We start from the raw sequence: 26,411 nt of genomic DNA, 5'->3' as shown, positions 1-26,411 counted from the left end.
GTACGGCGTGTGACGTTCCCCACCTGTCCGGGGGTCGACAGTTGACTCTCCGTGTGCATGACGCCAGGGCGCAGGGCCCGTCGACGTGTCTTTGTGTCCCGATTGATGGGCGGCTGTACGAATCCTTCCGGTGACGGCTGTTCAGTGCGTCCACAACCGGTTTCACAGCGTGATGGAGTTTCAACTCCGGTGATTGCGAACCCTCGTGCCGGTGCGGACTAATCTCATCGCGAGAACCTCGCCCCAACCCCCGTGATCCGCCGCGACACCCCTGCATGCCGGGTACACGGACTCGACAGCTCTGGAGAAACTCGAGCATGAACCGCAAGACTTTGGTGCTGCCGGCCGTGGTCAGTCTGCTCGCGCCCGTACTCGCCGCCTGCGGCGGGTCCGACGGTGGTAGCGGCAGTGGGGACACCATCGTCATGGGCACCACCGACCGGTTCACCGTCACCAAGGACGCCCCGGCCCCCCTCGACCCGGCGTACTCCTACGACGTCGGCACCTGGAACATCCTGCGCCAGACCGTGCAGACCCTGATGATCCAGCCCAAGGGTGAGGGCGAGCCCGTCCCCGAGGCGGCCCAGAGCTGCGGCTTCACCGACACCGGCAACGAGCGCTACGCCTGCAAGCTGCGCAGCGGCCTCAAGTTCGCGAACGGCGACGCGGTCACCGCCGAGGACGTCAAGTTCTCCATCGAGCGCGCCCGCGCCATCAAGGCCGACTCCGGCGTCTTCGCCCTGCTGTCCACGATCGACACCATCGAGACGCAGGGTGACAACGAAGTCATCTTCCACCTCAAGACCGCCGACGCCACTTTCCCCTTCAAGTTGTCGACTCCGGTCGCCGGCATCGTCAACCCCGACGACTACGAGAAGGACAAGCTGCGCGACGGCTTCTCGATCGACGGCTCGGGCCCCTACACCCTCAAGGCCGAGACCGACGGCGACGAGATGACCAAGGCCGTGTTCACCAAGAACCCCAACTACAAGGGGACTCTGACGGTGAACAACGACCAGGTCGACATGGTCTCGTACGACAACGCCGACGACATGGGCACCGCCCTCGAAAAGGGCGACATCGACCTGATGACCCGCTCCATGTCGCCGGAGCAGATCAAGAAGCTCTCCGAGGCCTCCGCGACCAGCGACACCAGCCTCGTCGAACTGAACGGCCTCGAGATCCGCTACCTGGCCTTCGACACCACCGACCCGGCGGTCAAGTCCAAGGCCGTGCGCCAGGCGATGGCCCAGATCATCAACCGCAGCGAGCTCGTCTCCGAGGTGTACGGCTCCCAGGCCGAGCCCCTCTACTCGCTGGTCCCGGCCACGCTCACCGCGCACTCCAACTCGTTCTTCAACACCTACGGCGACCCGAGCGTCGCCAAGGCCAAGGCGCTGTTGGAGGACTCGGACATCACCACCCCGGTGAAGCTGACGCTGAACTACACGACCGACCACTACGGCCCGGCCACCAAGCAGGAGTTCGAGGTGCTCCAGAAGCAGCTCAACGACAGCGGCCTGTTCGACGTCAGCATCAAGGGCACCGCCTGGGACGCCTTCGTCCCCGCCGAGCGCAAGGGCGAGTACGCGGTCTACGGCATGGGCTGGTTCCCCGACTTCCCCGACGCCGACAACTTCGTCGCCCCGTTCCTCGACAAGGACAACTTCCTCAAGTCCCCGTACTCCAACGCGAAGATCATCGACGACCTGATCCCGGCCTCCCGCCGCGAGGCCGACCGCCTCAGCGCCGCCAAGAACCTGACCGAGATCCAGGACATCGTCGCCCGCGACGTCCCGGTCCTGCCGCTGTGGCAGGGCAAGCAGTACGTGGCCGCGAACAACGACGTCACCGGCACCGCCTACGTGCTGAACTCCTCCGCGACGCTTCAGCTGTGGGAGCTCGGCCACGGCGTGAGCAACTGACACACCCCCTCCGGGGCCCGGGACAGCGGCCCCGGTGTGCACAGAAACAACGACAAAGGCTTTTCGTGAACATGCGTAACCCGTGGCCAGTCCTGCCGATCGTGGCGGGACTGGCCACCGGCCTGTTGACCGGCTGCGGCACCCAGAGCGGGGGCTCCGCGTCCGACTCCTCCTCGGTGGTCCTCGGGATGTCCGACGACGTCCTCGCCACCGACCCCGCCTCCGGCTACGACCCGGGCTCCTGGCTGTTGTTCAACAACGTCTTCCAGTCACTGCTGAGCTTCCCCGAGGGCGGCACGGAACCCGAACCGGACGCCGCCCGCGAGTGCTCCTTCACCGACACGCGGACCCAGGTCTACCGCTGCACCCTGAAGGACGGCCTGAAGTTCAGCAACGGCGACGCGCTCACCTCCGAGGACGTCAAGTTCTCCTTCGACCGCATGCTGAGGATCGACGACGCCGCCGGCCCGGCCATCATGTTCCCCATGCTCGACAAGGTCGAGACACCCGACGCCAGGACGGTCGTCTTCCGCCTCAAGGTCCCCGACGCCACCTTCCCCAGCAAGATCGCCTCGGGCGCCGGCTCCATCGTCGACCACGCGGAGTACGACGCCGACGGCCTGCGCGAGGACGGCGCGGCCGTCGGCTCCGGCCCCTACAAGCTGGACTCCTTCGGCGACGACGAAGCCGTCTTCTCCGTCAACGACACCTACCGGGGCAGCGCCGACACCGCCCAGAACACCGGCGTCACCCTGAAGTTCTTCGGCGGCGACCAGAAGGACCTCGAACAGGCCCTCCTCGCGCACGAGATCGACATCGCCTACCGGGGCCTGACCGCCGCCGACATCTCCGACATCCAGCGGAGCACCGCCGACGGCGGCGCCGAGGTCGTCGAGGGCAGCAGCGCCGAGGTCCAGCACCTCGTCTTCAACATGGACGACCCGGTCGCCGGAAAGCTCGGCGTCCGCCGCGCCATCGCCCATCTCATCGACCGCGAAGCCCTGATCAAGGACGTCTACGAGGGCACCGCCGACCCCCTCTACTCGATCGTCCCGGCCGGTGTCGCGGGCCACAACACCGCCTTCTTCGACCGCTACGGCGCCCGCCCCTCCCGCGCCGCGGCCGCCGCCGCCCTCGCCGAAGAGGACATCACCGACAAGGTGAAGCTCACCCTCTGGTCCACCCCGAGCCGCTACGGCCCGGCCACCGACCAGGAACTGAAGGCCATCGCCGCCCAGCTGAACGCCAGCGGCCTGTTCGACGCCGACGTCAGGTCCGTCGCCTACGGCCGGTACGAGAAGGACATCGCCGCCGGCAAGTACGGCGTCTACGTCAAGGGCTGGGTCCCCGACTACCCGGACGCCGACAACTTCACCTCGCCCTTCTTCGGCAAGGGCAACGTGCTGAACAACAACTTCGCCGACAGCACCATCACCGGGACCCTCGTCCCGCGCACCGCCGCGCAGAGGGACCGCACCGCCACCGACGCGGACTACGCCGAACTCCAGGACATCGTCGCCGAGCGGGTGCCCGTCCTGCCCCTGTGGCAGGCCAAGCAGTACGCGGTCGCCGGCGAGAACGTCTACGGCCTGGAGAGCTGCCTGGACGCCTCCACGGTCTTCCGCTTCTGGGAACTCAGCAAGAGCTGACGACCCGGCAGCCACACGCGAGAAGGCGCCCCCCGGCCATGGGGAGCGCCTTCCCGCGTACGACTGTCCGCCCGTTACCGCTGTTGCTGCACCTGCTGCTACTGCGCGCCGGGACGCACCAGACCGCTCTCGTACGCGTACACCGCGGCCTGCACCCGGTCGCGCAACCCGAGCTTGTTCAGCACATGACCCACATGCGTCTTCACGGTGGTCTCGCTGACGAAGAGGTCGGCGGCGATCTCGGCGTTCGACAGCCCCCGCGCGACCAGCTTCAGCACCTCCACCTCACGGTCGGTGAGCGTGTGCAGCGTGTCCGGCACCGGCTCGTCGCCGGAAGGCAGATGCGTGGCGTACTTGTCGAGCAGCCGACGCGTGATGCTCGGCGCCAGCATCGCCTCACCCGAGGCCACCACCCGGATCGCCTGGACCAGTTCATTGGCGGGCGCGTCCTTCAGCAGGAACCCGCTCGCCCCGGCCCGCAGCGCTTCCACCACGTACTCGTCGAGGTCGAAGGTGGTCAGGACCAGCACCTTGGCCGGCCCGTCCCGCCCAGGACCGGTGATCTGGCGGGTCGCCTCCACCCCGTCCATCCGCGGCATGCGGATGTCCATGAGCACCACATCGGGCTGAAGCGCCCGCACCTGGTCGAGAGCCTGGAGGCCGTCCCCGGCCTCGCCGACGACCGCGAGGTCCTGCTCGGCCTCCAGGATCATCCGGAAGCCGGTACGCAGCAGCGGCTGGTCATCGACCAGTAGGACGCGGATGGCCACGTATGTCTCCTTCTTTAGCCCGGCCCCATTCTGCCCTGCGCCCCGCCCCCGGATTCCGCTGCCCTCACCGGCAGCGTCACAGGAAGCGGATACGGCGGGGGAGTGCCGCCGAACTCCGGGCAGTGCGCCTGGTGGTCGCACCAGCCGCACAGCTTCGTCGGCCGGGGCCGCCACTCACCCGTCTCCGTCGCCAGCCGGATGGCTTCCCACAGCGCCAGCAACTTGCGCTCGACGCGCTCCAGATCGGCCAGGACCGGGTCGTACGTCAGCACGTCACCACTGCCCAGGTACACCAGCTGAAGCCGCCGGGGGACGACGTTCTTCAGCCGCCACACGACCAGGGCGTAGAACTTCATCTGGAACAGCGCGCCCTCGGCGTACTCCGGCCGGGGCGCCTTGCCCGTCTTGTAGTCGACGATCCGCACCTCGCCGGTGGGCGCGACATCGACCCGGTCGATGATCCCGCGCAGCCGCAGCCCCGAATCCAGCTCCGCCTCGACGAACAACTCCCGCTCGGCGGGCTCCAGCCGCGTCGGGTCCTCCAGCGTGAACCAGCGCTCGACCAGCCGCTCCGCCTCCACCAGCCAGCCGGCCAGCCGCTCGCCCTCCGGATCGTCGGCGAACAGCTCCACGACCTCCGGCCGGGCCTCCCGCAGCCGGTCCCACTGACCCGGGATCAGCGACTTGGCCCGCGGAGCAGTCCGCTCCGCCGCCGGAGCGTCGAACAGCCGCTCGAGGACCGCGTGCACCAAGGTGCCCTTCGTGGCCGCCGGGCTGGGCTTCTCCGGCAGCCGGTCGATCACCCGGAACCGGTACAGCAGCGGGCACTGCATGAAGTCACCGGCCCGCGAGGGGGAGAGCGAGGCGGGCGCCTTGGCGGTGACGGCCTTCGCCACCCCCTCCGGGGCGGCAGCCCCCGCCACGACGGCCTCCGCGACGGCCGCCCCCGGGGCATCAGTCTCCGCGACGACCGTCCCCACGACGACCGCCTCCGGGGTCCCCGTCTCCGGACGCGCCGGATCCCCCGCGCCACCGCCGCCGTCCACCCGGACGACGTCCTCGCTGCTGCTCTCCATGCCCCAGACCTTACGGCCCACCACCGACAGTCACCCAGCCCGCGCACCCCGCCCCGTCCCGGACACCGCGACGACCGGGGAAACACGGGGGGTGCCGGGGCGGAACACGTCACGACCGCCGCATACCATCGGTCCGAGACCCTCCCGCCCTGCACGAGCGGGAGACGCTTCGACGAGGGGACACCGTGGTGGAAAGCGGCGGGACCGGGCGGCCGCGGCCGGACAGCGAACAGTCGGCCGAGCAGCCCGCGACACCTGCGACCCCGGCCACCGACCTCGCGCAGACCCCGGACCCCGGCACCCCCGGCCCGGCCACGCCCGACACGCACCCCGCGCCGGCCACCTCCGAGCCACCGGCGCCGACCGAAGCCGCGCCCGCCGCGGCCGCACCCGCCGACGACGGGCACGCTCCCCAGGAGCCCCCGGCCCACGGTGACGACCCCCGCACGGCCGACGCGCACGGGCACGGCAAGAGCGAGCCCACGCCCGGCAACGCCGAGCCCGGCACCGAGACGGGCGCGGCGCCCGGCAACGCCGAGCCCGGCACCGAGCCCGGCGCGGAACCCGGCACCGGGGCCGGCGCCGGGCAGCCCGCGGCTCCCGCCGCCGCTCCCGCCTCCACCCCCGCGCCCGCACCGATCCTGCCCAAGGGCCCCCCGCCCCAGCGCCCCCCGGAGCAGCCGCGCGGCGGCCTCCTCATGGGCCGCCCCTTCGGCGTCCCCGTCTATGTCGCACCCAGCTGGTTCCTCGTCGCCGCGCTCATCACCTGGGTCTTCGGCAACCAGCTCGACCGCGTCCTCCCCGAACTCGGCGCCCTGCGCTACCTCGTCTCCCTCTTCTTCGCGGTCGCCTTCTACGCCTCCGTGCTCATCCACGAACTCGCGCACACCATCGCGGCCCTCCGCTTCAAACTCCCGGTCCGCCGCATCCAGCTCCAGTTCTTCGGCGGCGTCTCCGAGATCGAGAAGGAGGCCGAGACCCCCGGCCGGGAGTTCTGGCTCGCCTTCGTCGGCCCGCTGCTCTCCCTCGTCCTCGCCGGCCTCTTCTACCTCGCCATGCAGCCCGTGGAACCCGGCACCGTCCCGGGCGTCCTGCTGGCCGGACTGATGATCTCCAACCTCATCGTGGCGATCTTCAACCTGCTGCCCGGCCTCCCGCTCGACGGCGGCCGCATGCTCCGCGCCGTCGTCTGGAAGCTCACCGGCAAGCCCATGAACGGCACCATCGCCGCCGCCTGGGTCGGCCGCGCCCTCGCCGTCTCCGTCCTCGTCGGCCTGCCCCTGCTCACCCAGTCCGGCGCCCTCGGCTCCAGCGCCGAGGACAGCGTCGGCATGGACACCGTCACCGACGCCCTCCTCGCGGCCATCCTCGCCGCGATCATCTGGACCGGCGCGGGCAACAGCCTGCGCATGGCCCGCCTGCGCGAACACCTCCCCGAACTCCGCGCCCGCACCCTCACCCGGCGCGCCGTCCCCGTCGAGACCCACACCCCCCTCTCCGAGGCCCTGCGCCGCGCCAACGACGCCGGCGCCCGCGCCCTCGTCGTCGTCGACGCCCACGGCGAACCGCTCTCCCTCGTCCGCGAGGCCGCCATCGTCGGCGTCCCCGAACACCGCCGCCCCTGGGTCGCCGTCAGCGGGCTCGCCCAGGACCTCACCGACGGCATGCGGGTCTCCGCCGAGCTGGCGGGCGAGGACCTCCTCGACGTCCTGCGCGCCACCCCCGCCACCGAATACCTCGTGGTCGAGGAGACCGGCGAGATCTTCGGAGTCCTGTCCGCGGCCGACGTCGAGCGCGCCTTCGTCAAGGCCATGGCCAGGCCCTCCTAGCCCCGCCGTCCCCGTGGTCGGCGGCCACGGCAAACCCCGGTAGGCTGTTCACATGTCCGAACCGACCGGTGCCGCCCGCAGGCGCGGGCCCTTCAAGGTCGGGGACCAGGTTCAGCTGACCGACCCCAAGGGCCGCCACTACACGTTCACGCTCGAGGCCGGGAAGAACTTCCACACCCACAAGGGTTCCTTCCCGCACGACGAACTGATCGGTGCTCCCGAGGGCAGCGTTGTCCGCACCACCGGGAACGTCGCCTACCTCGCGCTGCGCCCCCTGCTCCCCGACTACGTCCTGTCCATGCCCCGCGGGGCAGCCGTCGTCTACCCGAAGGACGCGGGGCAGATCCTCGCCTTCGCCGACATCTTCCCCGGCGCCCGCGTCGTCGAAGCCGGCGTCGGCTCCGGCTCGCTCAGCAGCTTCCTGCTGCGCGCCATCGGCGACCAGGGCATGCTGCACAGCTACGAGCGCCGCGAGGACTTCGCCGAGATCGCCCAGCAGAACGTGGAGCGCTACTTCGGCGGCCCCCACCCCGCCTGGCAGCTCACCGTCGGCGACCTCCAGGACAACCTGTCCGACACCGACGTCGACCGCGTCATCCTCGACATGCTCGCCCCCTGGGAGTGCCTCGAGGCCGTCTCCAAGGCCCTCGTCCCCGGCGGCATCCTGTGCTGCTACGTGGCCACCACCACCCAGCTCGCCCGCACCGTCGAGTCCATCCGCGAGATCGGCTCCTTCAACGAGCCCACCTCCTGGGAATCGATGATCCGCAACTGGCACGTGGAGGGCCTCGCCGTCCGCCCGGACCACCGGATGATCGGCCACACCGGCTTCCTGCTCACCGCCCGCCGCCTCGCCGACGGCGTCGAGCCGCCCATGCGCCGCCGCCGCCCCGCCAAGGGCGCCTACGGCGAGGACTACACCGGCCCCAACGCCGACGGAGGCAGCGGCCGCTGACGCCGCACCGGCACAGCGCCCAACGAACAGGCGCCGTGGCCGAGTTCCGGACCGACCCGGAACTCGGCCACGGCGCCTTGTCGTTGCAGCCCCCGGCCACCCCGCGGCACCGGCCGACGCCGCTCGAAGCCCGGCGGCCCGACCTCCGGTATCCGCGTCCGATATCCCGTACCCCGCCGTTCCCCCACCCTGTGACGTGTGGCACGATGCTGGCCAATCCACCGGCCCCACCGGCACAGCCACCACAGGAGACCCTGCCAGTGCAGCAATCCGCCCTCCCGGAACTGGCACACACCCACACCAGGCCGATCCACTGGGTCGCGACCGCCACCGCCCTCGCCGGCGTCGTCGCCCTCTCCTCACTCCTCCAGCCCGGACCCGCCACCGCCGCCCAGGCCGCGGGCCCCGACGCCGAACCCACCGCCACCGCCGCGGCCCCCGCCACCACCGACGTCGCCTTCCCCCTCGAATGCGGCCCCGTGCAGGCCCTCGTGGTCAAGAAGGCCGAAGGCGACCTCGACGGCGACGGCGTCCCCGAAACCGTCGCCGTGGTCCACTGCGACGCCCCCATGGGAACCCCGCCCGACGCCGTCTACGTCCTCACCCAGGGCGCCGACAGCACCCACGCGCGCGTGGTCGCCACCCTCGTCGACCCCAAGGCCCGCAACACCGTCACGAGCCTCTCCGTCACCGACAGAGCCGTCCTCGCCACACTCCTCGGCTACTCCACCGCCGACGTACCCAGTTGCTGCCCCGACGTGAAGGACAGCGCCAAGTGGCAGTGGAAGGACGACCGATTCGTCCGCTCGACACCCGCGGGCGCCCACAGCGTCTGATCCGGCCGCCCCTGATCCGGCCACCGGAACTGTGAGAAATCAGACAGGCGTCACGGTCCGCACGCGGGAACTCACTCCGCGTCCGGACCGTACACCTCGACGCTGTCCGAAACGCGTCGCACATGAATACAGTCGCCCGGACACTCCCGCGCCGAATCCACCACGTCCGTCAACAGCGGCAACGGCACCGGGACCGTGGCCCCCTTGGCCTGGAGCAGCTCGTCGTCGGCGCTCTTGACGTACGCCAGACCGTCGATGTCCAGCTCGAACACCTCGGGCGCGTACTGGGCGCAGATCCCGTCGCCGGTACAGAGATCCTGGTCGATCCAGACCTCCAGCTCCTCGCCGCCGACACCGGCTTCCTGCTGCACGCCCATATCTCCTGCCGTTTACTGTCGAGCCGCCGGGGAACCATGCAGGCTCTGACGGGTGTTGAACACTTCGACCCTACCCTCGGCGGCTTCCGGAGCGTGTTCGGTGGGTATTCCCCTGGCGTGAGGGAGAGCGCAAGGGTGAAGATCGGACACACCCCGACAGTCTTTGTGATCTAGGGGTTTCAATCGACACCCACCCAGGTAGGGTCTGGAAGCGTCCAGCTCCCCTTGGAGGAGGTGAGGACCGTGGCAGCCCACGACGACGACATGAACCGCGGCATCCGCCCGGGACGAGGGTCCGACGACCCGTCCGGGCAGATTGCCTACCTTGAGCAGGAGATCGCCGTCCTGCGACGCAAGCTCGCCGACTCTCCGCGGCACACGAGGATTCTCGAAGAGCGGATCGTCGAACTGCAAACAAACCTGGCCGGCGTGTCCGCCCAGAACGAGCGACTCGCGAACACACTCCGTGAGGCCCGCGACCAGATCGTGGCCCTCAAGGAAGAAGTCGACCGGCTCGCACAGCCGCCGGCCGGCTTCGGTGTCTTCCTCACGGCGAACGAGGACGGCACCGCCGACATCTTCACCGGAGGCCGCAAACTCCGCGTGAACGTCAGCCCCAGCGTCGAGCTCGAAGAGCTCCGACGCGGCCAGGAAGTCATGCTCAACGAAGCGCTCAACGTGGTCGAGGCCATGGAGTACGAGAGCGTCGGCGACATCGTCACCCTCAAGGAGATCCTCGAGGACGGCGTACGCGCCCTCGTCCAGGGCCACACCGACGAGGAAAGGGTGGTCCGGCTCGCCGAACCACTCCTCGACGTCGTCATCCGCCCCGGCGACGCCCTCCTGCTCGAACCCCGCTCCGGCTACGTCTACGAGGTCGTGCCCAAGAGCGAGGTCGAGGAACTCGTCCTCGAAGAGGTCCCCGACATCGGCTACGAGCAGATCGGCGGCCTCGGCGGACAGATCGAGATGATCCGCGACGCCGTCGAGCTCCCGTACCTCTACCCGGACCTCTTCAAGGAGCACGAGCTGCGCCCGCCCAAGGGCGTCCTGCTCTACGGGCCCCCCGGATGCGGCAAGACGCTCATCGCCAAGGCCGTCGCGAACTCACTGGCCAAAAAGGTCGCCGAGGTCACCGGACAGGCCACCGGCAAGAGCTTCTTCCTCAACATCAAGGGCCCCGAACTCCTCAACAAGTACGTCGGTGAGACCGAGCGGCAGATCCGCCTCGTCTTCCAGCGCGCACGGGAGAAGGCCTCCGAGGGCACCCCCGTCATCGTCTTCTTCGACGAGATGGAATCCCTCTTCCGCACCCGCGGCTCCGGCGTGAGCTCGGACGTGGAGAACACCATCGTTCCCCAGCTCCTCGCCGAGATCGACGGCGTCGAGGGCCTCCAGAACGTGGTCGTCATCGGCGCCTCCAACCGCGAGGACATGATCGACCCCGCCATCCTGCGCCCCGGCCGCCTCGACGTGAAGATCAAGATCGAGCGCCCGGACGCCGAAGCGGCCAAGGACATCTTCCAGAAGTACCTCACCGAACGCCTCCCCCTGCACTCCGAGGACGTCGGCGAACACGGCGGCGACAGGACCACCACCGTCCAGAGCATGATCCAGACGGCCGTGGAACACATGTACGCCGAATCCGAGGAGAACCGCTTCCTGGAAGTCACCTACGCCAACGGCGACAAGGAAGTCCTCTACTTCAAGGACTTCAACTCCGGCGCGATGATCGAGAACATCGTCGGCCGCGCCAAGAAAATGGCCATCAAGGACTTCCTCGACCACAACCAGAAGGGCCTCCGCGTCTCCCACCTCCTCCAGGCCTGCGTGGACGAGTTCAAGGAGAACGAGGACCTGCCCAACACCACCAACCCCGACGACTGGGCCCGGATCTCCGGAAAGAAGGGCGAACGGATCGTTTACATCCGTACCCTCATCACCGGAAAGCAGGGCGCCGACACCGGACGCTCCATCGACACGGTGGCGAACACCGGACAGTACCTGTAAGAACAGGGCGGCTGCGGGTGCCCACCACGGGTACCCGCAGCCGACTGCTTTTCGGGCCACGGCTGGAGCAAGGCAATGACGCAAATGATCTCCCCACCAGCGCGGAGGCGTTCTAGGCTCTTCCGTACCGCCGGGTCGCGCAGTGCGGGGACGGGCACCGCACACGCGCCGGAGCACCACCGGTATCTGAGCGGCGCCCACGACCGAGGGTGCCGCCGGGCAAGGAGGGCCGCATGACCGTACGGCGAGTAATGGGCATCGAGACGGAGTACGGCATCTCCGTCCCCGGCCACCCCAACGCCAATGCCATGCTCACCTCGTCCCAGATCGTCAACGCCTACGCGGCGGCGATGCACAGGGCCCGCCGGGCCCGCTGGGACTTCGAGGAGGAGAACCCGCTGCGGGACGCGCGTGGCTTCGACCTCGCCCGCGAGGTCGCCGACTCCAGCCAGCTCACCGACGAGGACATCGGCCTCGCCAACGTCATCCTCACCAACGGCGCACGCCTCTACGTCGACCACGCCCACCCCGAATACAGCGCCCCCGAGGTCACCAACCCCCGCGACGCCGTCCTCTGGGACAAGGCCGGCGAACGGATCATGGCCGAGGCCGCCGAACGCGCCGCGGCCCTGCCCGGCGCGCAGCCCATCCACCTCTACAAGAACAACACCGACAACAAAGGCGCCTCCTACGGCACGCACGAGAACTACCTGATGAAGCGGGAGACCGCCTTCTCGGACATCGTGCGCCACCTCACGCCCTTCTTCGTCTCGCGCCAGGTCGTCACCGGCGCCGGCCGCGTCGGCATCGGCCAGGACGGCCACGAGCACGGCTTCCAGCTCAGCCAGCGCGCCGACTACTTCGAGGTCGAGGTCGGCCTGGAGACCACGCTCAAACGCCCGATCATCAACACCCGCGACGAGCCGCACGCCGACGCGGAGAAATACCGCCGCCTCCACGTGATCATCGGCGACGCGAACCTCTCCGAGATCTCGACCTACCTGAAACTCGGCACCACGGCCCTGGTCCTGTCGATGATCGAGGACGGCTTCATCGCCGTGGACCTCGCGGTCGACCAGCCCGTGCGCACCCTGCACCAGGTCTCCCACGACCCGACCCTGAAGCGCCTGGTCACCCTGCGCAGCGGCCGCACGCTCACCGCCGTCCAGCTCCAGATGGAGTACTTCGAGCTGTCGCGCAAATACGTCGAGGAGCGCTTCGGCTCGGACGCCGACGACCAGACGAAGGACGTCCTCGCCCGCTGGGAGGACACCCTGAACCGCCTGGAGAACGATCCCATGAGCCTCGCCGGCGAACTGGACTGGGTCGCCAAGCGCGAGCTGATGGAGGGCTACCGGCGCCGTGACAGCCTCGACTGGGACGCCGCGCGCCTCCACCTCGTCGACCTCCAGTACGCCGACGTACGGGCCGACAAGGGCCTCTACAACCGTCTCGCGGCCCGGGGCCGCATGAAGCGCCTGCTGGACGAGCACGAGGTCGAGCGGGCCGTCACGAAGCCCCCGGAGGACACCCGCGCGTACTTCCGCGGCCGCTGCCTGGAGCAGTACGCCGACGACGTCGCCGCCGCCTCCTGGGACTCGGTGATCTTCGATCTGCCGGGCCGGGACTCGCTCCAGCGCGTCCCAACCCTCGAACCTCTTCGCGGAACGCGAAATCACGTCAAGGCGCTCCTGGACCGCTGTCGCACGGCAGAAGACCTGGTCAAGGTCCTCTCGGGCGGCTGAGCGGCCGCCGGGACGCAACCTCCCGGGCGGGGTGGAAACCCTCCCGTCCGGGAATCATCGAGGTGGCCCCCGTACGTTGTGGCAACTGCGGGGCCGATGTCGGACCGGGCTTGTAGGGTCTGATCATCACCGATCGGCAGGAATGCCGACCTGTCGACCATGTCGGGCGAAAGAGCGGGGTGAGGGTTATGGCGACCAAGGACACCGGCGGCGGCCAGCAGAAGGCGACGCGCTCCACGGAGGAGGTCGAGGAGCAGGCGCCCGAGGCGCAGGCATCGGAAGACCTCAAGGAGCGCCAGGAGAAGCTGAGCGACGACGTGGACTCGGTTCTTGACGAAATTGACGATGTCCTTGAGGAGAACGCCGAGGACTTCGTGAGGTCCTTCGTTCAAAAGGGTGGACAGTAGTCACATCCGTGAACGCTTCAAAGAAGTGCTCCGCCTGCCAGAAGATCCTCTCGGTCGGCGCATTCGCGAGCAACAGGTCCAGGCCTGACGGCCTTCAGGTGAACTGTCGCGAATGCGCCGCGGCGTACTACCGGCGTCGACGGGAGGCTCAGGGTCGGGCCGTGCGTGTGAAGGTGCCGGTGCCTCGAGGGCACAAGCGGTGCCCTCAGTGCGCAACGGCCAAGCCTCACTCCGAGTGGGAGCGCAACAGGTCCTCGTCGGACGGGTGGGCGAGCTACTGTCGCGCGTGCCGTGCGGAGCGGAACCGGATCAGCTATTTCCAGCGCAAGTACGGCCTGAGTCCGGCCGAGTTGGACGCGATGGTTGCGGAGCAGAAGGGCATCTGCTGTATCTGTCTTGCTGCTCCCGCCGAGCATGTGGATCACTGCCATCAGACGGGTAGGGTCCGAGGCGTACTGTGCTTCAGCTGCAATGCCGCACTGGGGCAGTTCAAGGATCGGCCCGACGCCATACGGCGGGCTGCTGCTTACGTGGAAGGAATCGCGTGGAAGCCAACACTCGTAGCACCGGGCGTCTACCGGCTGCCTTCCTGACGCCCGGGTCCTCGTCCTTCATGGACTTTCTCTCCGACCACCAGCCGGAGCTGCTGCCCGGAAAGCGGCAGCTGCCCCCGACGCAGGGTGTGATCGAGGCCCCGCACGGCACGACGATCGTCGCCGTGACGTTCCCCGGCGGTGTCGTGCTCGCCGGTGACCGCCGCGCCACGATGGGCAACGTCATCGCGCAGCGGGACATCGAGAAGGTCTTCCCGGCCGATGAGTACTCGGCCGTCGGTATCGCCGGCACGGCCGGTCTGGCCGTCGAGATGGTGAAGCTGTTCCAGCTGGAGCTGGAGCACTTCGAGAAGGTCGAAGGGGCGCAGCTCTCGCTCGAGGGCAAGGCGAACCGGCTGTCGACCATGATCCGCTCCAATTTGGGCATGGCCATGCAGGGTCTGGCGGTGGTGCCGCTGTTCGCCGGGTTCGACGTGGACCGGGACCGGGGCCGGATCTTCTCGTACGACGTGACGGGTGGTCGTTCCGAGGAGCACCACTACGCCGCCACCGGCTCGGGTTCGATCTTCGCGCGCGGGGCGATGAAGAAGCTCTTCCACGACGGTCTGTCGGAGGAGGAGGCCACGACGCTCGTGGTCCAGGCCCTCTATGACGCGGCGGACGACGATTCGGCGACCGGTGGTCCCGATGTCGCGCGCCGGATCTACCCCATCGTCACCGTGATCACCGAGGACGGTTTCCGTCGGCTGACCGACGAGGAGTCGTCGGAGATCGCCCGTTCGATCCTGGCGCGTCGCCTGGAGCAGCCGGACGGCCCGCGGGCCGCTCTGCTGTAGTCGGCGGCCCCGTTCTCATCCCAGGTGATCCAGTGACTTCGACAGAAAGGGACGGATAGCCGGTGTCGACGCCGTTCTATGTCTCACCCCAGCAGGCGATGGCCGACCGTGCCGAGTACGCCCGTAAGGGCATCGCGCGCGGCCGCAGCCTCGTTGTGATCCAGTACGCCGATGGCATCGTGTTCGTCGGTGAGAATCCGTCCCGTGCGCTGCACAAGTTCAGCGAGATCTATGACCGGATCGGTTTCGCGGCCGCCGGTAAGTACAACGAGTACGAGAACCTGCGGATCGGTGGTGTCCGGTACGCCGATCTGCGTGGTTACACCTATGACCGGGACGACGTGACCGCTCGTGGTCTGGCCAACGTGTATGCCCAGACGCTGGGCACGATCTTCTCCTCGGCGGGTGAGAAGCCCTATGAGGTGGAGCTGGTGGTGGCGGAGGTCGGTGCCACGCCGGACGGGGATCAGATCTACCGGTTGCCGCACGACGGTTCGATCGTGGACGAGCACGGTTCGGTGGCGGTCGGTGGCAACGCCGAGCAGATCAGCAGTTACCTGGATCAGCGTCATCAGGAGGGCATGAGTCTGGCGGAGGCGTTGAAGCTGGCCGTGCAGGCGCTGTCGCGTGACACCAACGGTACGGAGCGGGAGATTCCGGCCGAGCGTCTGGAGGTGGCGGTGCTGGACCGCACGCGGCCGCAGTCGCGCAAGTTCAAGCGGATCGTGGGCCGTCAGCTGGGCCGGTTGCTGGAGACGGACGGCGCGGCGACGGAGGCGGAGAGCTCCGACGACGAGTGAGGTTCGGGTCCCTTGGGTTCGGGTCCCTTGTGCGCCCCGGTCGATGATTCGGCCGGGGCGCGGGGCGTCTCAGGAGGCGTTCGGTGGTGCCGTGGAGGCCCGTACGACGAGTTCGACGGGGATGTCCCCGGCGTCGGGTGTGCGGCTCTCCAGGACGGCAAGGAGGGCTTGCATGCCTCGTTCGCCGAATTGTTCGGCGTCCAGTCGGACGGTCGTCAGTTCGGGGTCGAGGGCGGTGGCCAGGGCGAGGTCGTCGAGGCCGGTGACGGACACGTCGTCGGGGACGCGCAGGCCGAGGCGGCGCAGGGCCTTGTAGACGCCTGCGGCGAGTTTGTCGTCGTCGCAGACGACGGCGGTGGGGCGGGGTCCCGGGGCGCTGAGTGCCGCTTCGGCGGCGGTGCGGGCGCCGTCGATGGAGATCGGGGCGGGGGCGGTGCGCAGTGAGGTGCCGGGGGTGGTGGCGAGGCGGGTGGCGAGTTCGCGGGCGCGTACCCGGAAGGTCCAGGAGGGGATGTCGGCCGCGAGGTGCAGGAAGTGGCGGTGGCCGAGGTGCAGGAGGTGGTCGGCGACCTGGCGGACGCCGTCGGCGATGTCGAGGTTGACGGTGGCGGCGCCGAGGCTTCCGGTGGGGTCGCTGTCGAGCATGACGAGGGGGAGCTGGTCGCCGCGGATGGCGGTGAGCGCGTCGGCGGCCATGGAGGAGGCGAGGACGCCGTCGAGGGCGGCCTGGGCGGAGGCGAAGGGGTCGCGGGCGGGTCCGACGCCCTCGGGGGAGGGGTAGAGGACGACGCCGAAGCCGTGTTCGGCGGCGACGCGTGCCGCTCCGGTGTAGACGCCGGCGAAGAACTCGGTGGTGAGGGCGGGGACGACGAGCAGGACGGTGCGGGTGCGGCCGAGGCGGAGGTTGCGGGCGGCGAGGTTGGGCCGGTAGCCGAGTTCGCGGGCGGCCTCGCGGACGCGTTCGGCGGTGGTCTGGGAGACGCGGCCGCGCCATTTGTCGCCGAGGACGAGGGAGACGGCGGCCTGGGAGACTCCCGCGGCCTGGGCGACGTCACGGCTCGTCGGGCGCGTGCTACCTCGTGCCACCGTGGGCCTGCTCCTTCTTCTGGACTGGCGAACAGCGCACATGGTACGTATGACAAGAGACGTTATACGTAAAACCTCGAGGTGGTCGCCTGCCTCGGGCGAGCCGACGGAGGCGGGACATTGGCCGCGGGATACCTCGAGATCCTCAGGGCGAAGCACGCCGCCCGGCTGCTGACGGGCACGCTCGTGGGCCGGCTGCCCAACGCCACGGCCGCCATCGCGATCGTGCTGTTCGTGCGGGCGGAGGGCGGCACGTACAGCCTCGCGGGTGCGCTGGCGGCCGTGTACGGCGTGGCCAACGCCGTCGGGCAGCCGCTGCTGGGCCGGCTGGTCGACGTGCACGGACAGCCGCGGGTGCAGTTGCCCGCGGCGCTCGTCTCGGCGCTCGCCATGGCGGTCTTCGCCTTCGTGGGCACGGACCCGCTGCCGCTCGCCCATGCGGCGGTGGCGGCGGCCGGGCTGTTCACGCCTCCGCTGGAGGGCGGTCTGCGGGCGCTGTGGCCGGGGGTGCTGCGCCGGGAGGAGCAGGTGCACACGGCCTACGCGATGGACGCGGTGGCGCAGGAGGTGATGTTCACCGTCGGGCCGCTGCTGGTGACCCTGTGCGTGTCGGTGTGGTCGGCGCAGGGGGCCCTGCTGGCGCTGAACGCGGTCGGGGTGCTGGGCGCGCTGTCGGTGGTCGTGTCGCCGCCCTCGCGCGCGTGGCGCTCGGCCCCGCGCGAGGCGCACTGGCTGGGCGCGCTGCGTTCGCCCGGTCTGCTGGCCCTGCTGGGCGCGTTCCTGTTCGTCGGTGTCGCGCTGGGTTCCATCACGGTGGCGTCCGTGCCGTACGCCGACGACCACGGCGGTGACGCGGTGTACGGCTGGCTGATGGCGGCGCTGGGGCTGGGCGCGCTGGTCGGTGGTGTGGTGTACGGGGCGCGGCGGTGGGCGGGGGCGCCGGAGCGGCGACTGCGGGTGCTGGTGGCGCTTCTGGCGGTGTGTTATCTGCCGCTGACGCTGATGCCGGGCGCGGTGGCGCTGACGGCGCTGGCGGGTGTGTTCCTGGCGCCTGCCATCGCGTGTGCGTTCGTCATCGTGGACCGGCACGCGCCGCGCGGGACGGTGACGGAGGCGTTCTCCTGGCTGGTGACGACGTTCACGGTCGGCGCGTCGGTGGGAACGGGCCTGGCGGGTCCGGTCGTCGAGGCCGGTGGTGCGCAGTGGGGGTTCGCGGTGCCGGCTGTGGCGGGTGGCGTGTCGCTGGTGGTTTTGCTGGCCACAGGGCGGGTACTGGCAGTTCCCGCCCGCGGTGGGGTGGTTGCGGCTTCATCGGAAAATGATCCAAACCGTGCTGCCGAACCCCGTTTCAGTTCAGGGGATCGGGCGTAATGTTCACTCATGGACCGCCGCATTTTCGGGCTGGAGAACGAGTACGGCGTCACATGTACGTTCAGGGGACAGCGCCGGCTGTCTCCCGACGAGGTGGCGCGGTACCTCTTCCGCCGTGTCGTGTCATGGGGCCGAAGCAGCAATGTCTTTCTGCGAAACGGCGCCCGCCTCTATCTCGACGTGGGATCGCATCCGGAATACGCGACACCGGAATGTGACAACGTGACCGAGCTGGTCACCCACGACAAGGCCGGCGAGCGCATTCTCGAAGGACTCCTGGTGGACGCGGAACGACGCCTGCACGAGGAAGGAATCGCGGGCGACGTCTACCTCTTCAAGAACAACACGGACTCGGCGGGCAACTCTTATGGTTGCCACGAAAACTACCTGGTGGCCCGGCACGGGGAGTTCTCCCGGCTCGCGGACATCCTGATCCCGTTCCTGGTGACCCGCCAGCTGCTGTGCGGCGCGGGCAAGGTGCTTCAGACGCCCCGCGGGGCGGTCTACTGCGTCAGTCAGCGGGCCGAGCACATCTGGGAGGGCGTCTCCTCCGCGACGACGCGCTCGCGGCCCATCATCAACACGCGCGACGAGCCGCACGCGGACGCCGAGCGTTACCGCCGTCTGCATGTCATCGTCGGTGACTCCAACATGTCCGAGACGACCATGCTGCTGAAGGTCGGCGCGACCGACCTGGTGCTGCGCATGATCGAGGCGGGCACGGTGATGCGGGACCTGACGCTGGAGAACCCGATCCGGGCGATCCGTGAGGTCAGTCACGACATCACGGGCCGGCGCAAGGTGCGCCTGGCCAGCGGCCGGGAGGCCTCCGCGCTGGAGGTGCAGCGGGAGTACTACGAGAAGGCCGTGGACTTCGTCGAGCGCCGGGGTGTGCGGACCGGCACCGTCGACCAGGTCCTGGAGCTGTGGGGCCGCACGCTGGACGCGATCGAGGCGGAGGACCTCGACCGGATCGGCACCGAGATCGACTGGGTGATGAAGTACAAGCTCATCGAGCGGTACCGGGCCAAGCACAACATGACCATGTCGCATCCGCGGGTGGCGCAGATAGACCTCGCTTATCACGACATCCACCGTCGTCGTGGTCTGTACTACCTGCTGGAGCGAAAGGGCCAAGCCGCGCGGATCTGCAACGACTTGAAGATCTTCGAGGGCAAGTCGGTGCCGCCGCAGACCACCAGGGCGCGGTTGCGCGGTGACTTCATCCGCCGTGCGCAGGAACAGCGCCGGGACTTCACGGTGGACTGGGTCCACCTGAAGCTCAACGACCAGGCACAGCGAACCGTGTTGTGCAAGGACCCGTTCCGGTCGGTGGACGACCGGGTGGAGAAACTGATCGCCGGAATGTGAGTGACGGGTTCCGCACGCGGTGCGGAACGCGACACGGGCGCCGTACGTTCCCGTACGGCGCCCTTCGCACGTCGACAATGGTCGCTAAGGTAGCGCGCACGCCATCAGAAGATCGACCGATTACGAGGCTTCATCGTGCGCCGACGCTCACTCATCCTTGCCGCCGTACCCGCGGGACTGGTCACTCTCGCCGCGTGCGGCGACGACAAGTCCGACTCGAGCAAGGCGAGCGACAGCGCGTCGTCCTCCGCCGGGGCCACGCCGCCACCGAAGATCGTCGACGGTCCGCTGCCGGCCATCACGGCCGGGGTGAAGTTCGACGAGAAGCCCACGGTCGCCAAGGGCACCGGTGAGCCGTCGGACCAGCTGGCGGTGAAGACGGTGATCGCGGGCAGCGGCAAGACCGTCGCGGAGAACGACTACATCCAGGCCAACTGTCTCGGCCAGATCTGGGACAGCGCGAAGGTCCTGCTGAACACCTACGACACCAAGAAGCCGCTGTTCACGCAGCTCGCGCAGGGTGGCACCATCGACGGCTGGCGTTATGCGCTGACGGGCAAGAAGACCGGCAGCCGGGTGCTCTTCTCGGTGCCGCCGACCTGGGCCTTCGGCAAGGACGGCGACGCCGACACGGGCATCAAGGGCACCGACACGCTGGTGTTCGTCTTCGACATCCAGGACACGTTCAACGCGAAGAGCTCGGCCAAGGGCAAGGACGTGCCGCAGGACGACGCGGCGGTGCCGAAGGTGGGGACGAACACCGACGGCAAGGCGCCCTCGATCGAGATCCCCGAGTCGGACCCGCCGACCAAGCTGGTGTCGAACTACGTGATCGAGGGGGACGGCCCGAAGCTCGCGGCGGACGACACCGTGCTGGTGCAGTACAAGGGCGTCGTCTGGGACACGGGCAAGGAGTTCGACTCCTCGTACAGCCGCAGTTCGCTGACCTCGTTCTCGCTCCAGCAGGTCGTCAAGGGCTGGGCGCAGGGGCTGACGGGGAAGAAGGTGGGCAGCCGGGTGGTCATCGTCGTTCCGCCGTCGCTGGGGTACGGCGACAGCCCGCCGAGCGGCAGCGGCATCGAGAAGGACTCCACGATGGTGTTCTCGGTGGACATCATCGCCAAGGTCTGAGGCCGGCGAAGGTGTAAGACTGTCCGTGTTGCCTTTCCGTGAGACATGCAGGAGCCAGTGACGTGAGCATTGACAAGCCCGAGATCGACTTCCCCGGCGGCGAACCCCCGGCGGACCTCGAGATCAAGGACATCTGGGAGGGTGACGGCGAGGTCGCGCAGGCCGGCCACAACGTCAGCGTCCACTACGTCGGTGTCGCCTTCAGCACCGGTGAGGAGTTCGACGCCAGCTGGAACCGCGGAACGCCGTTCCGCTTCCCGCTCGGTGGCGGACGCGTCATCAAGGGCTGGGACCAGGGCGTGCAGGGCATGAAGGTCGGCGGCCGTCGCCAGCTGACCATCCCGGCCCACCTCGCCTACGGCAACCAGAGCCCCACTCCGGCGATCAAGCCCGGCGAGACGCTGATCTTCGTCGTGGACCTGCTCGAGGTCTGACCGTCGTACGACCGGTGTTGATCACCTGGGGTCCATGCCCGCCCGGGCATGGACCCTCGGCTTTTGTCCCGGCACCGCGGGACGGTACGGTCGTCGATGGTAAGCACCATAGGGGAGGCGAAGGGCGTCGATGGCCATTGCCAAGGCCGAGCGGCTGATGAACCTGGCGCTGTGTCTGCTCGGGACGCGCCGGCCGCTCAGCAAGCGTGAGCTGCGCGACTCCATCGAGGCGTATGTCGAGACCTTCCGGTCGGGCGGCGGCGCGGCGGGGTCGGACGACTCCTTCAACCGGATGTTCGAGCGGGACAAGGACGATCTTCGTGAGCTCGGCCTGGTCATCGAGACCGTGGAGAGCCTGGACGGCGAGATCGGCTATCTGGCCCGCCGCGACAGCAACCGTCTGCCGCCGATCACCCTCGACGCCGAGGAGGCCGCCGCGCTGGGTCTGGCCGCCAAGGTGTGGCAGCAGGCGCGGCTTGCGGGTGCCGCGAGCGGCGCTCTCCAGAAGCTGCGCGCCGCGGGGCTGCCCGAGGACGTCGACCCGTACGAGGCCCATGGCGCCCTGGAGCCCCGGATCCCCGTGCACGAGGCCGCGTTCGAGCCGCTGATGCTGGCCTGCCGCGACCGTCGGCCGGTCATGTTCGACTACCGCAAGGCGACCGCCGCGCGCCCGGAGCCCCGGCATGTGGAGCCGTGGGCGCTGGAGTGCTGGCGCGGGCACTGGTACCTGGCCGGCCATGACCGCGACCGGGGTGCCGAGCGGGTCTTCCGGCTGTCGCGGATCACCGGCAGGGTGCGTTCGCGCGGGACGGGTTTCACCGTGCCGGTGCCCGATGTGGTCACCGTCCGTGAGACGGTCGCGAGCTGGGCGGGGGAGACGGCCGACCGCAGCGCGCGGATCAGGCTGCGGACGGACGCCGGATACCCGTTGCGGGCGAAGGCCACGGCGGTGCGGGAACTCGGCGACGGCTGGGACGAGTTGGAGATTCCGTACGGGCACGGTCTGGACGCCTGGCTGGTGGAGTTCGGGCCGGACGTGGTGGTCCTCGAACCCGCCGAGCTGCGTGCGGACGTCGTGGACCGGCTGCGTGCCGTGGCCAAGGGCTGAGGGGGAGCGAGCAAGACAGTGGCAGGCAAACCGGTCAGGCCGACGAACGCCATCGACCAGACGCGGCGGATGCTCTCCCTGGTGACCTATCTCAGGGAGCGCCCCGGCGCGCGGATCGAGGACGTGGCGCGCGCGTTCGGGATCACCGAGGACGAGCTGGTCTCGGACCTCGACGTGCTGCCCATGTGCGGCACCAGCTTCCGCGGCGGCGATCTCCTCGACATCGACACCGACGGTGAGCGCATCTGGTGGCACAACCCGGCCGCGCTCGGCGCGGAGGCCGCCGAGCCGCTGCGGCTGGCCGCCGACGAGGCGACCGCGCTGCTGGTCGCGGCGCGGGCGGTGTCCACGCTGCCCGGTCTGCGGGAGGGCGACCGGCAGGCGCTGCTGCGGGCGACCGCCAAGGTGGAGGCCTCGGCCGGTGAGGCGGCGGGCGCGAGCGCGCGGCTGTCGGTGACGTTCGAGTCGGAGGGCGGGGTCTTCGCCGATGTCGACCGGGCGATCTCCGAGCGGCGCCGGCTGTGGATCCGTTACTACTCGCCCGCCCGTGACCAGGTCACCGAGCGTGAGATCGATCCCATCCGGCTGGTCAGCGTCGGGCACACGTACGTGGAGGCCTGGTGCCGCCGCTCGGAGGCGCGCCGCACCTTCCGGCTGGACCGGGTCGCCGAGATCAAGATCCTCGACGAGCCGTCCGCGCCGCCCGAGATCGAGCTGCGGGATCTGTCGGAGGGGCTTGTCCAGCCGGCCGCCGAGGACCCGGAGGTCGTCGTCGAGGTCGGTCCGGGCGGCCGCTGGGTCGCCGAGTACTACCCGCACGACAGTGCCGATGAGCTTTCCGACGGCGGGCTGCGTATCACTCTGCGCACGCCCGAACCCGCCTCGCTCAGGCGGCTGGCGCTGCGGCTCGGCCGTGACGGCCGGATCGTCTCGCCTCCGGAGCTCGCCGACAGTGCCCGCCGGGCCGCCCGTGAGGCGCTGGCGGCGTACGACGTGATCGAGGCGCCGGGCGTGGCCGGGGGGTCGCACGCGGAGCCGGGCGAGCAGCCGGGACAGCGCGGCGAGGGTCGGTTCGAGGGGCGGGAGCAGGGGCTGTGAGCGAGTCGACGGCGTCGGGCGTGCGGGGCATCTCGGTGGCCTCCGCGTTCGCCGGGATGCGCAGTGCGGGTCCGGTCCGCTTCCGGGCCGGGTGTCCCGACTGCCGGGGTGCCTTCGAGCTGGCCGCGAGTGCCCTGCGGCTGGCGATCGGCGCGTCCAGCCGGACCACCTTCTACTCCTTCACGTGTCCCGACTGCGGGGCGGCCGTGCGCAAGCCGGCCGGTGAGCGGATCGTCGAACTGCTCACCGGCGGCGGGGTCAGGACCCTGCGGCTGCACACCCCCTAGGACGGTCTAGGCTCGCCCCCATGTTCTGGCCGATGTTCGCGGTTGCCATGGGTTTCGCAGGTCTCGCCGTCCTCGCGGTGTTCGCCGTACGGGTCTTCACCGAGGCGCGGCGTCTGGGACGGCAGGTCGCGGAGTCCGCGCGCCGGATCGACCGGGCGGCGCAGGATCTGGAACGCGCCGCCGCGAGCGCGGCACGGGCTGTGGACACTCTGTGACGGTCGCTGTGGCGGCCCCCGGGTGGCGCTGTGCGCGTCCTGTGAGTCCCGGGGTGAAAGCGTTTTGCGCCACTTCGCCCTCCCGCCCCGGCGGGGCGGGCAGGTACGCTGCTGGTCGCGGCTCGGAGAACGAGGCCCGGACCGCTGACCGGGAGTACGCACGGGGATTGCCTCACGTTTACCCCTGAGCGTTACGATCGCTGTCAACACGACCGTTCGGACAGCTGTCCGACCGATCGGACGGCAACCCGCCCCCGCAGCCTCGGTGAGAAGGTAAAGACTTATGTTCGGAAGGCTCGGCGCCCCCGAGATCATTCTCATCCTCGTCGTCGTCATCCTGCTGTTCGGCGCCAAGAAGCTTCCCGACATGGCGCGCTCGCTCGGCAAGTCCGCTCGCATCCTCAAGAGCGAGGCGAAGGCGATGAAGGAAGACGGCAGCAGCACGGCCACCCCCGCCGGCCCGCCCAACGACGGCGAGCAGCCCCCGGCTCAGCGCACCATCCAGGCTTCTCCCGGCGACGTGACGAGTTCCCGTCCGGTCACCGAGCCGACGGACACGACCAAGCGCTGACGCAGGGCCGGTGACCTCCGGCCCGCCGCACGAGATGGGAACGTGGGTTGCTGAAGCCTGCCCGCAAACAGGAGAAGGACCCCGAGGGGCGGATGCCCCTCGCGGATCACCTTCGTGAGCTCCGCAACCGGCTCGCGAAGGCGATGCTGGCCATCGTCCTCGTGACGGTCGTAGCCGCCTTCTTCTACAACGACATCATCAACTTCCTCACCAAGCCGATCCTCGACTCGGTCGGCTGCGGGAAGACTTTCGAGGAGATCGCGGGCCAGCTCAACTCGGGCGACGCCACCAACAAGTGCGCGAGCATCACGATCAACGGTCTGCTCGCGCCGTTCACGCTGGCCCTCCAGGTCTCCCTGATGGCCGGTGTCGTCTTCGCCTCGCCGGTCTGGCTCTACCAGCTGTGGGCCTTCATCGCCCCCGGTCTGCACAACCACGAGCGCAAGTACGCGTACGCGTTCGTCGGCCTGGGCGCCCCGCTCTTCCTGGGCGGCGGCTACTTCGCCTACGCCGTGCTGCCGACCACCGCCAAGGTGCTGATCGACTTCACGCCGGGCGGCGTCAGCAACCTCCTGCCGCTGGACGACCTGCTCCAGCTCGTCACGCGCATGGTCGTCGTCTTCGGCCTCTCCTTCGAGCTGCCGCTGCTGCTGGTCTTCCTCAACCTCACCGGCATGGTCACGGGCAGGCGCATGCTCGGCTGGTGGCGCGCCATGATCATCGGCATCACGGTGTTCGCCGCCGTCGCCACCCCCAGCACCGACCCCATCTCGATGCTGGCGCTCGCCGGACCGATCTGGATCCTGTACTTCGGCGCGACCGCCTTCTCCCTGCTGAACGACCGCCGCAGGCGCCGCCGCGACGCCCTGGGGCCGGCCGACGACGAGGCCTCCGAGCTGGACCTCAGCCCCGAGGACATCGGCGAGGTCGAACCCGTGACCGCGCACCGCGCGCTGCCGGAGCAGTCGACCACGGAGCGCGTCAACGGTTATGACGACGTGACCTGAGACCCGCCGGAGAGCTCTTAAGGTCATCGTCGTGACCAGCGAGATCACTCTCTTCGTCAATCCCGCGGCGGGCCGCGGCCGGGGCGCCCACGCGGCGCGGCCGGCCGCTTCCGCGTTGCGCGCGGCCGGCTACACCGTGCACACCGTCCTCGGCACGGACGCCGGGGACGCCCTCGCCCGCGCGCGTGCCGCCGTCGCCGCCGGCACCGGGGCCCTGATCGCCGTCGGCGGGGACGGACTGACCCACCTCGCGCTCCAGGCGGTCGCCGGCACCCGCACCCCGCTGGGCGTCGTCGCCGCCGGTACCGGCAACGACTTCGCCCGCGCCCTCGGCCTGCCCGTGCGCGATCCGGCCGCCGCGGCCCGGCTGGTGGCCGACGACCTCAAGGGCGCCCGGATCCGCGACATCGACCTCGGCCGGGTGGGCGACCGCTGGTTCGGCACCGTCCTCGCCTCCGGCTTCGACTCCCGCGTCAACGACCGGGGCAACCGCATGCGATGGCCCACCGGACGCGCCCGGTACGACCTCGCGATCCTGGCCGAACTGGCCGCGTTCCGGCCGTTCCCGTACCGGATCACCCTCGACGGCGGAGCCGTCCGGGACGTCGAGGCCACGCTCGTCGCCGTCGGCAACGGATCCTCCTACGGCGGCGGTATGCGGATATGCCCCGGCGCCGACCTCACCGACGGGCTGTTCGACGTCACGGTCGTCGGGGACTGCGGCCGCGCGACGCTGCTGCGGGTGTTCCCGAAGGTGTACCGGGGGACGCACACCGACCATCCGAAGGTCACCGTGCTGCGGGCCGCGAAGGTCGAGATCGCCGCGGCGGGCGTCTCGGGATACGCGGACGGGGAGCGGCTCGGGGACCTTCCGCTCACCGCGTGGTGCGTGCGGGGCGCGGTGCGGGTCATCGGCGCCTGAGACGGGCCGCCCGTGCGCCCGTGAGCTGGGCGTACGGAGGT

Annotated in this window: 26 protein-coding genes; 22 read left to right on the top strand and 4 right to left on the bottom strand. The window is 69.6% G+C overall.

The window, feature by feature from the left end:
• The first annotated feature begins 317 nt into the window (after nucleotides 1-317).
• Nucleotides 318-1,925, top strand: a complete 1,608-nt coding sequence (locus AOQ37_RS24685; RefSeq protein ID WP_062646956.1) for an ABC transporter substrate-binding protein — start codon at nucleotides 318-320, stop codon at nucleotides 1,923-1,925.
• A 65-nt stretch (nucleotides 1,926-1,990) separates the two neighbouring features.
• Nucleotides 1,991-3,574 carry an ABC transporter substrate-binding protein gene (locus tag AOQ37_RS24680; protein ID WP_062646954.1) on the top strand — a complete coding sequence of 528 codons (1,584 nt, stop codon included), beginning with the start codon at nucleotides 1,991-1,993 and terminating at the stop codon, nucleotides 3,572-3,574.
• Nucleotides 3,575-3,672: 98 nt separating this feature from the next.
• On the opposite strand, the gene AOQ37_RS24675 is transcribed toward AOQ37_RS24680, so the two are convergent.
• On the bottom strand, nucleotides 3,673-4,344 hold the full coding sequence (locus AOQ37_RS24675; protein ID WP_020128315.1) for a response regulator: 672 nt from the start codon (nucleotides 4,342-4,344) through the stop codon (nucleotides 3,673-3,675).
• 14 nt (nucleotides 4,345-4,358) lie between these two features.
• Nucleotides 4,359-5,420 carry a RecB family exonuclease gene (locus tag AOQ37_RS24670; RefSeq protein WP_062646952.1) on the bottom strand — a complete coding sequence of 354 codons (1,062 nt, stop codon included), beginning with the start codon at nucleotides 5,418-5,420 and terminating at the stop codon, nucleotides 4,359-4,361.
• Nucleotides 5,421-5,605: 185 nt separating this feature from the next.
• Here AOQ37_RS24670 and AOQ37_RS24665 point away from each other — a divergent pair, with 185 nt between their 5' ends.
• The 3 genes from AOQ37_RS24665 to AOQ37_RS24655 all read left to right on the top strand — a co-directional run bounded on the left by AOQ37_RS24665 (nucleotide 5,606) and on the right by AOQ37_RS24655 (nucleotide 9,040).
• A complete protein-coding gene (locus AOQ37_RS24665) occupies nucleotides 5,606-7,249 on the top strand; it encodes a site-2 protease family protein (RefSeq protein WP_062646951.1) in 1,644 nt (547 codons plus the stop codon).
• Between the two features lie 52 nt (nucleotides 7,250-7,301).
• The gene (locus AOQ37_RS24660) at nucleotides 7,302-8,204 is read left to right on the top strand and encodes a tRNA (adenine-N1)-methyltransferase (protein ID WP_046261810.1); all 903 of its coding nucleotides are present in this window, start codon (nucleotides 7,302-7,304) and stop codon (nucleotides 8,202-8,204) included.
• Nucleotides 8,205-8,464: 260 nt separating this feature from the next.
• Nucleotides 8,465-9,040: a hypothetical protein gene (locus AOQ37_RS24655; protein WP_062646949.1), complete on the top strand. Its 576-nt coding sequence runs from the start codon at nucleotides 8,465-8,467 to the stop codon at nucleotides 9,038-9,040.
• A 71-nt stretch (nucleotides 9,041-9,111) separates the two neighbouring features.
• On the opposite strand, the gene AOQ37_RS24650 is transcribed toward AOQ37_RS24655, so the two are convergent.
• Entirely contained in the window at nucleotides 9,112-9,417 is a 306-nt protein-coding gene (locus AOQ37_RS24650; protein WP_062646947.1) for a ferredoxin, read from the bottom strand.
• Nucleotides 9,418-9,660: 243 nt separating this feature from the next.
• Between AOQ37_RS24650 and arc the strand changes: the two genes are divergently transcribed.
• The 6 genes from arc to prcA all read left to right on the top strand — a co-directional run bounded on the left by arc (nucleotide 9,661) and on the right by prcA (nucleotide 15,769).
• Nucleotides 9,661-11,427, top strand: coding sequence for a proteasome ATPase (gene arc, locus AOQ37_RS24645; RefSeq protein ID WP_062646946.1), 1,767 nt, complete (start codon nucleotides 9,661-9,663; stop codon nucleotides 11,425-11,427).
• Nucleotides 11,428-11,660: 233 nt separating this feature from the next.
• A complete protein-coding gene (gene dop, locus AOQ37_RS24640) occupies nucleotides 11,661-13,172 on the top strand; it encodes a depupylase/deamidase Dop (protein ID WP_374701539.1) in 1,512 nt (503 codons plus the stop codon).
• Between the two features lie 188 nt (nucleotides 13,173-13,360).
• A complete protein-coding gene (locus AOQ37_RS24635) occupies nucleotides 13,361-13,579 on the top strand; it encodes a ubiquitin-like protein Pup (protein ID WP_062646942.1) in 219 nt (72 codons plus the stop codon).
• Nucleotides 13,580-13,587: 8 nt separating this feature from the next.
• On the top strand, nucleotides 13,588-14,172 hold the full coding sequence (locus AOQ37_RS38980; RefSeq protein WP_078890335.1) for an endonuclease VII domain-containing protein: 585 nt from the start codon (nucleotides 13,588-13,590) through the stop codon (nucleotides 14,170-14,172).
• Nucleotides 14,124-14,969, top strand: a complete 846-nt coding sequence (gene prcB, locus AOQ37_RS24630) for a proteasome subunit beta (protein WP_062646940.1) — start codon at nucleotides 14,124-14,126, stop codon at nucleotides 14,967-14,969. The genes AOQ37_RS38980 and prcB overlap by 49 nt, the downstream gene beginning before the upstream one ends.
• 62 nt (nucleotides 14,970-15,031) lie before the next feature.
• Entirely contained in the window at nucleotides 15,032-15,769 is a 738-nt protein-coding gene (gene prcA, locus AOQ37_RS24625) for a proteasome subunit alpha (protein ID WP_062646938.1), read from the top strand.
• A gap of 69 nt (nucleotides 15,770-15,838) precedes the next feature.
• On the opposite strand, the gene AOQ37_RS24620 is transcribed toward prcA, so the two are convergent.
• Nucleotides 15,839-16,855 carry a LacI family DNA-binding transcriptional regulator gene (locus AOQ37_RS24620; protein WP_062646936.1) on the bottom strand — a complete coding sequence of 339 codons (1,017 nt, stop codon included), beginning with the start codon at nucleotides 16,853-16,855 and terminating at the stop codon, nucleotides 15,839-15,841.
• Between the two features lie 120 nt (nucleotides 16,856-16,975).
• Here AOQ37_RS24620 and AOQ37_RS24615 point away from each other — a divergent pair, with 120 nt between their 5' ends.
• From AOQ37_RS24615 to AOQ37_RS24565, 11 genes are all read left to right on the top strand, one after another.
• Nucleotides 16,976-18,226 carry an MFS transporter gene (locus AOQ37_RS24615; protein ID WP_062646934.1) on the top strand — a complete coding sequence of 417 codons (1,251 nt, stop codon included), beginning with the start codon at nucleotides 16,976-16,978 and terminating at the stop codon, nucleotides 18,224-18,226.
• Between the two features lie 9 nt (nucleotides 18,227-18,235).
• Entirely contained in the window at nucleotides 18,236-19,597 is a 1,362-nt protein-coding gene (pafA, locus tag AOQ37_RS24610; protein ID WP_057607036.1) for a Pup--protein ligase, read from the top strand.
• 135 nt (nucleotides 19,598-19,732) lie between these two features.
• Complete coding sequence (locus AOQ37_RS24605; RefSeq protein ID WP_062646932.1) at nucleotides 19,733-20,728, top strand: FKBP-type peptidyl-prolyl cis-trans isomerase; 996 nt, start codon at nucleotides 19,733-19,735, stop codon at nucleotides 20,726-20,728.
• A 62-nt stretch (nucleotides 20,729-20,790) separates the two neighbouring features.
• The gene (locus AOQ37_RS24600; protein ID WP_062646930.1) at nucleotides 20,791-21,162 is read left to right on the top strand and encodes an FKBP-type peptidyl-prolyl cis-trans isomerase; all 372 of its coding nucleotides are present in this window, start codon (nucleotides 20,791-20,793) and stop codon (nucleotides 21,160-21,162) included.
• A gap of 130 nt (nucleotides 21,163-21,292) precedes the next feature.
• A complete protein-coding gene (locus tag AOQ37_RS24595; RefSeq protein WP_062646928.1) occupies nucleotides 21,293-22,270 on the top strand; it encodes a helix-turn-helix transcriptional regulator in 978 nt (325 codons plus the stop codon).
• 18 nt (nucleotides 22,271-22,288) lie between these two features.
• Nucleotides 22,289-23,368 (top strand): helix-turn-helix transcriptional regulator, encoded by a 1,080-nt coding sequence (locus AOQ37_RS24590; protein WP_062646926.1) that lies wholly within the window; start codon nucleotides 22,289-22,291, stop codon nucleotides 23,366-23,368.
• Nucleotides 23,365-23,655, top strand: a complete 291-nt coding sequence (locus tag AOQ37_RS24585; RefSeq protein ID WP_062646924.1) for a hypothetical protein — start codon at nucleotides 23,365-23,367, stop codon at nucleotides 23,653-23,655. Before AOQ37_RS24590 ends, AOQ37_RS24585 begins: the two co-directional genes overlap by 4 nt.
• A gap of 20 nt (nucleotides 23,656-23,675) precedes the next feature.
• Nucleotides 23,676-23,870 (top strand): hypothetical protein, encoded by a 195-nt coding sequence (locus AOQ37_RS24580; protein WP_062646922.1) that lies wholly within the window; start codon nucleotides 23,676-23,678, stop codon nucleotides 23,868-23,870.
• Nucleotides 23,871-24,153: 283 nt separating this feature from the next.
• Complete coding sequence (tatA, locus tag AOQ37_RS24575) at nucleotides 24,154-24,441, top strand: Sec-independent protein translocase subunit TatA (protein ID WP_062646921.1); 288 nt, start codon at nucleotides 24,154-24,156, stop codon at nucleotides 24,439-24,441.
• Between the two features lie 47 nt (nucleotides 24,442-24,488).
• Complete coding sequence (tatC, locus tag AOQ37_RS24570; RefSeq protein ID WP_078890334.1) at nucleotides 24,489-25,448, top strand: twin-arginine translocase subunit TatC; 960 nt, start codon at nucleotides 24,489-24,491, stop codon at nucleotides 25,446-25,448.
• Between the two features lie 31 nt (nucleotides 25,449-25,479).
• Nucleotides 25,480-26,370, top strand: a complete 891-nt coding sequence (locus AOQ37_RS24565; protein ID WP_062646918.1) for a diacylglycerol kinase — start codon at nucleotides 25,480-25,482, stop codon at nucleotides 26,368-26,370.
• The last annotated feature ends 41 nt before the right edge of the window (nucleotides 26,371-26,411 follow it).

It is taken from the genome of Streptomyces maremycinicus (assembly GCF_001184025.1).
Taxonomy (GTDB): Bacteria; Actinomycetota; Actinomycetes; order Streptomycetales; family Streptomycetaceae; genus Streptomyces; species Streptomyces maremycinicus.
The sequence above is the reverse complement of the archived record's forward strand: the minus strand, read 5'-3'. Positions and strand labels throughout refer to the sequence as shown.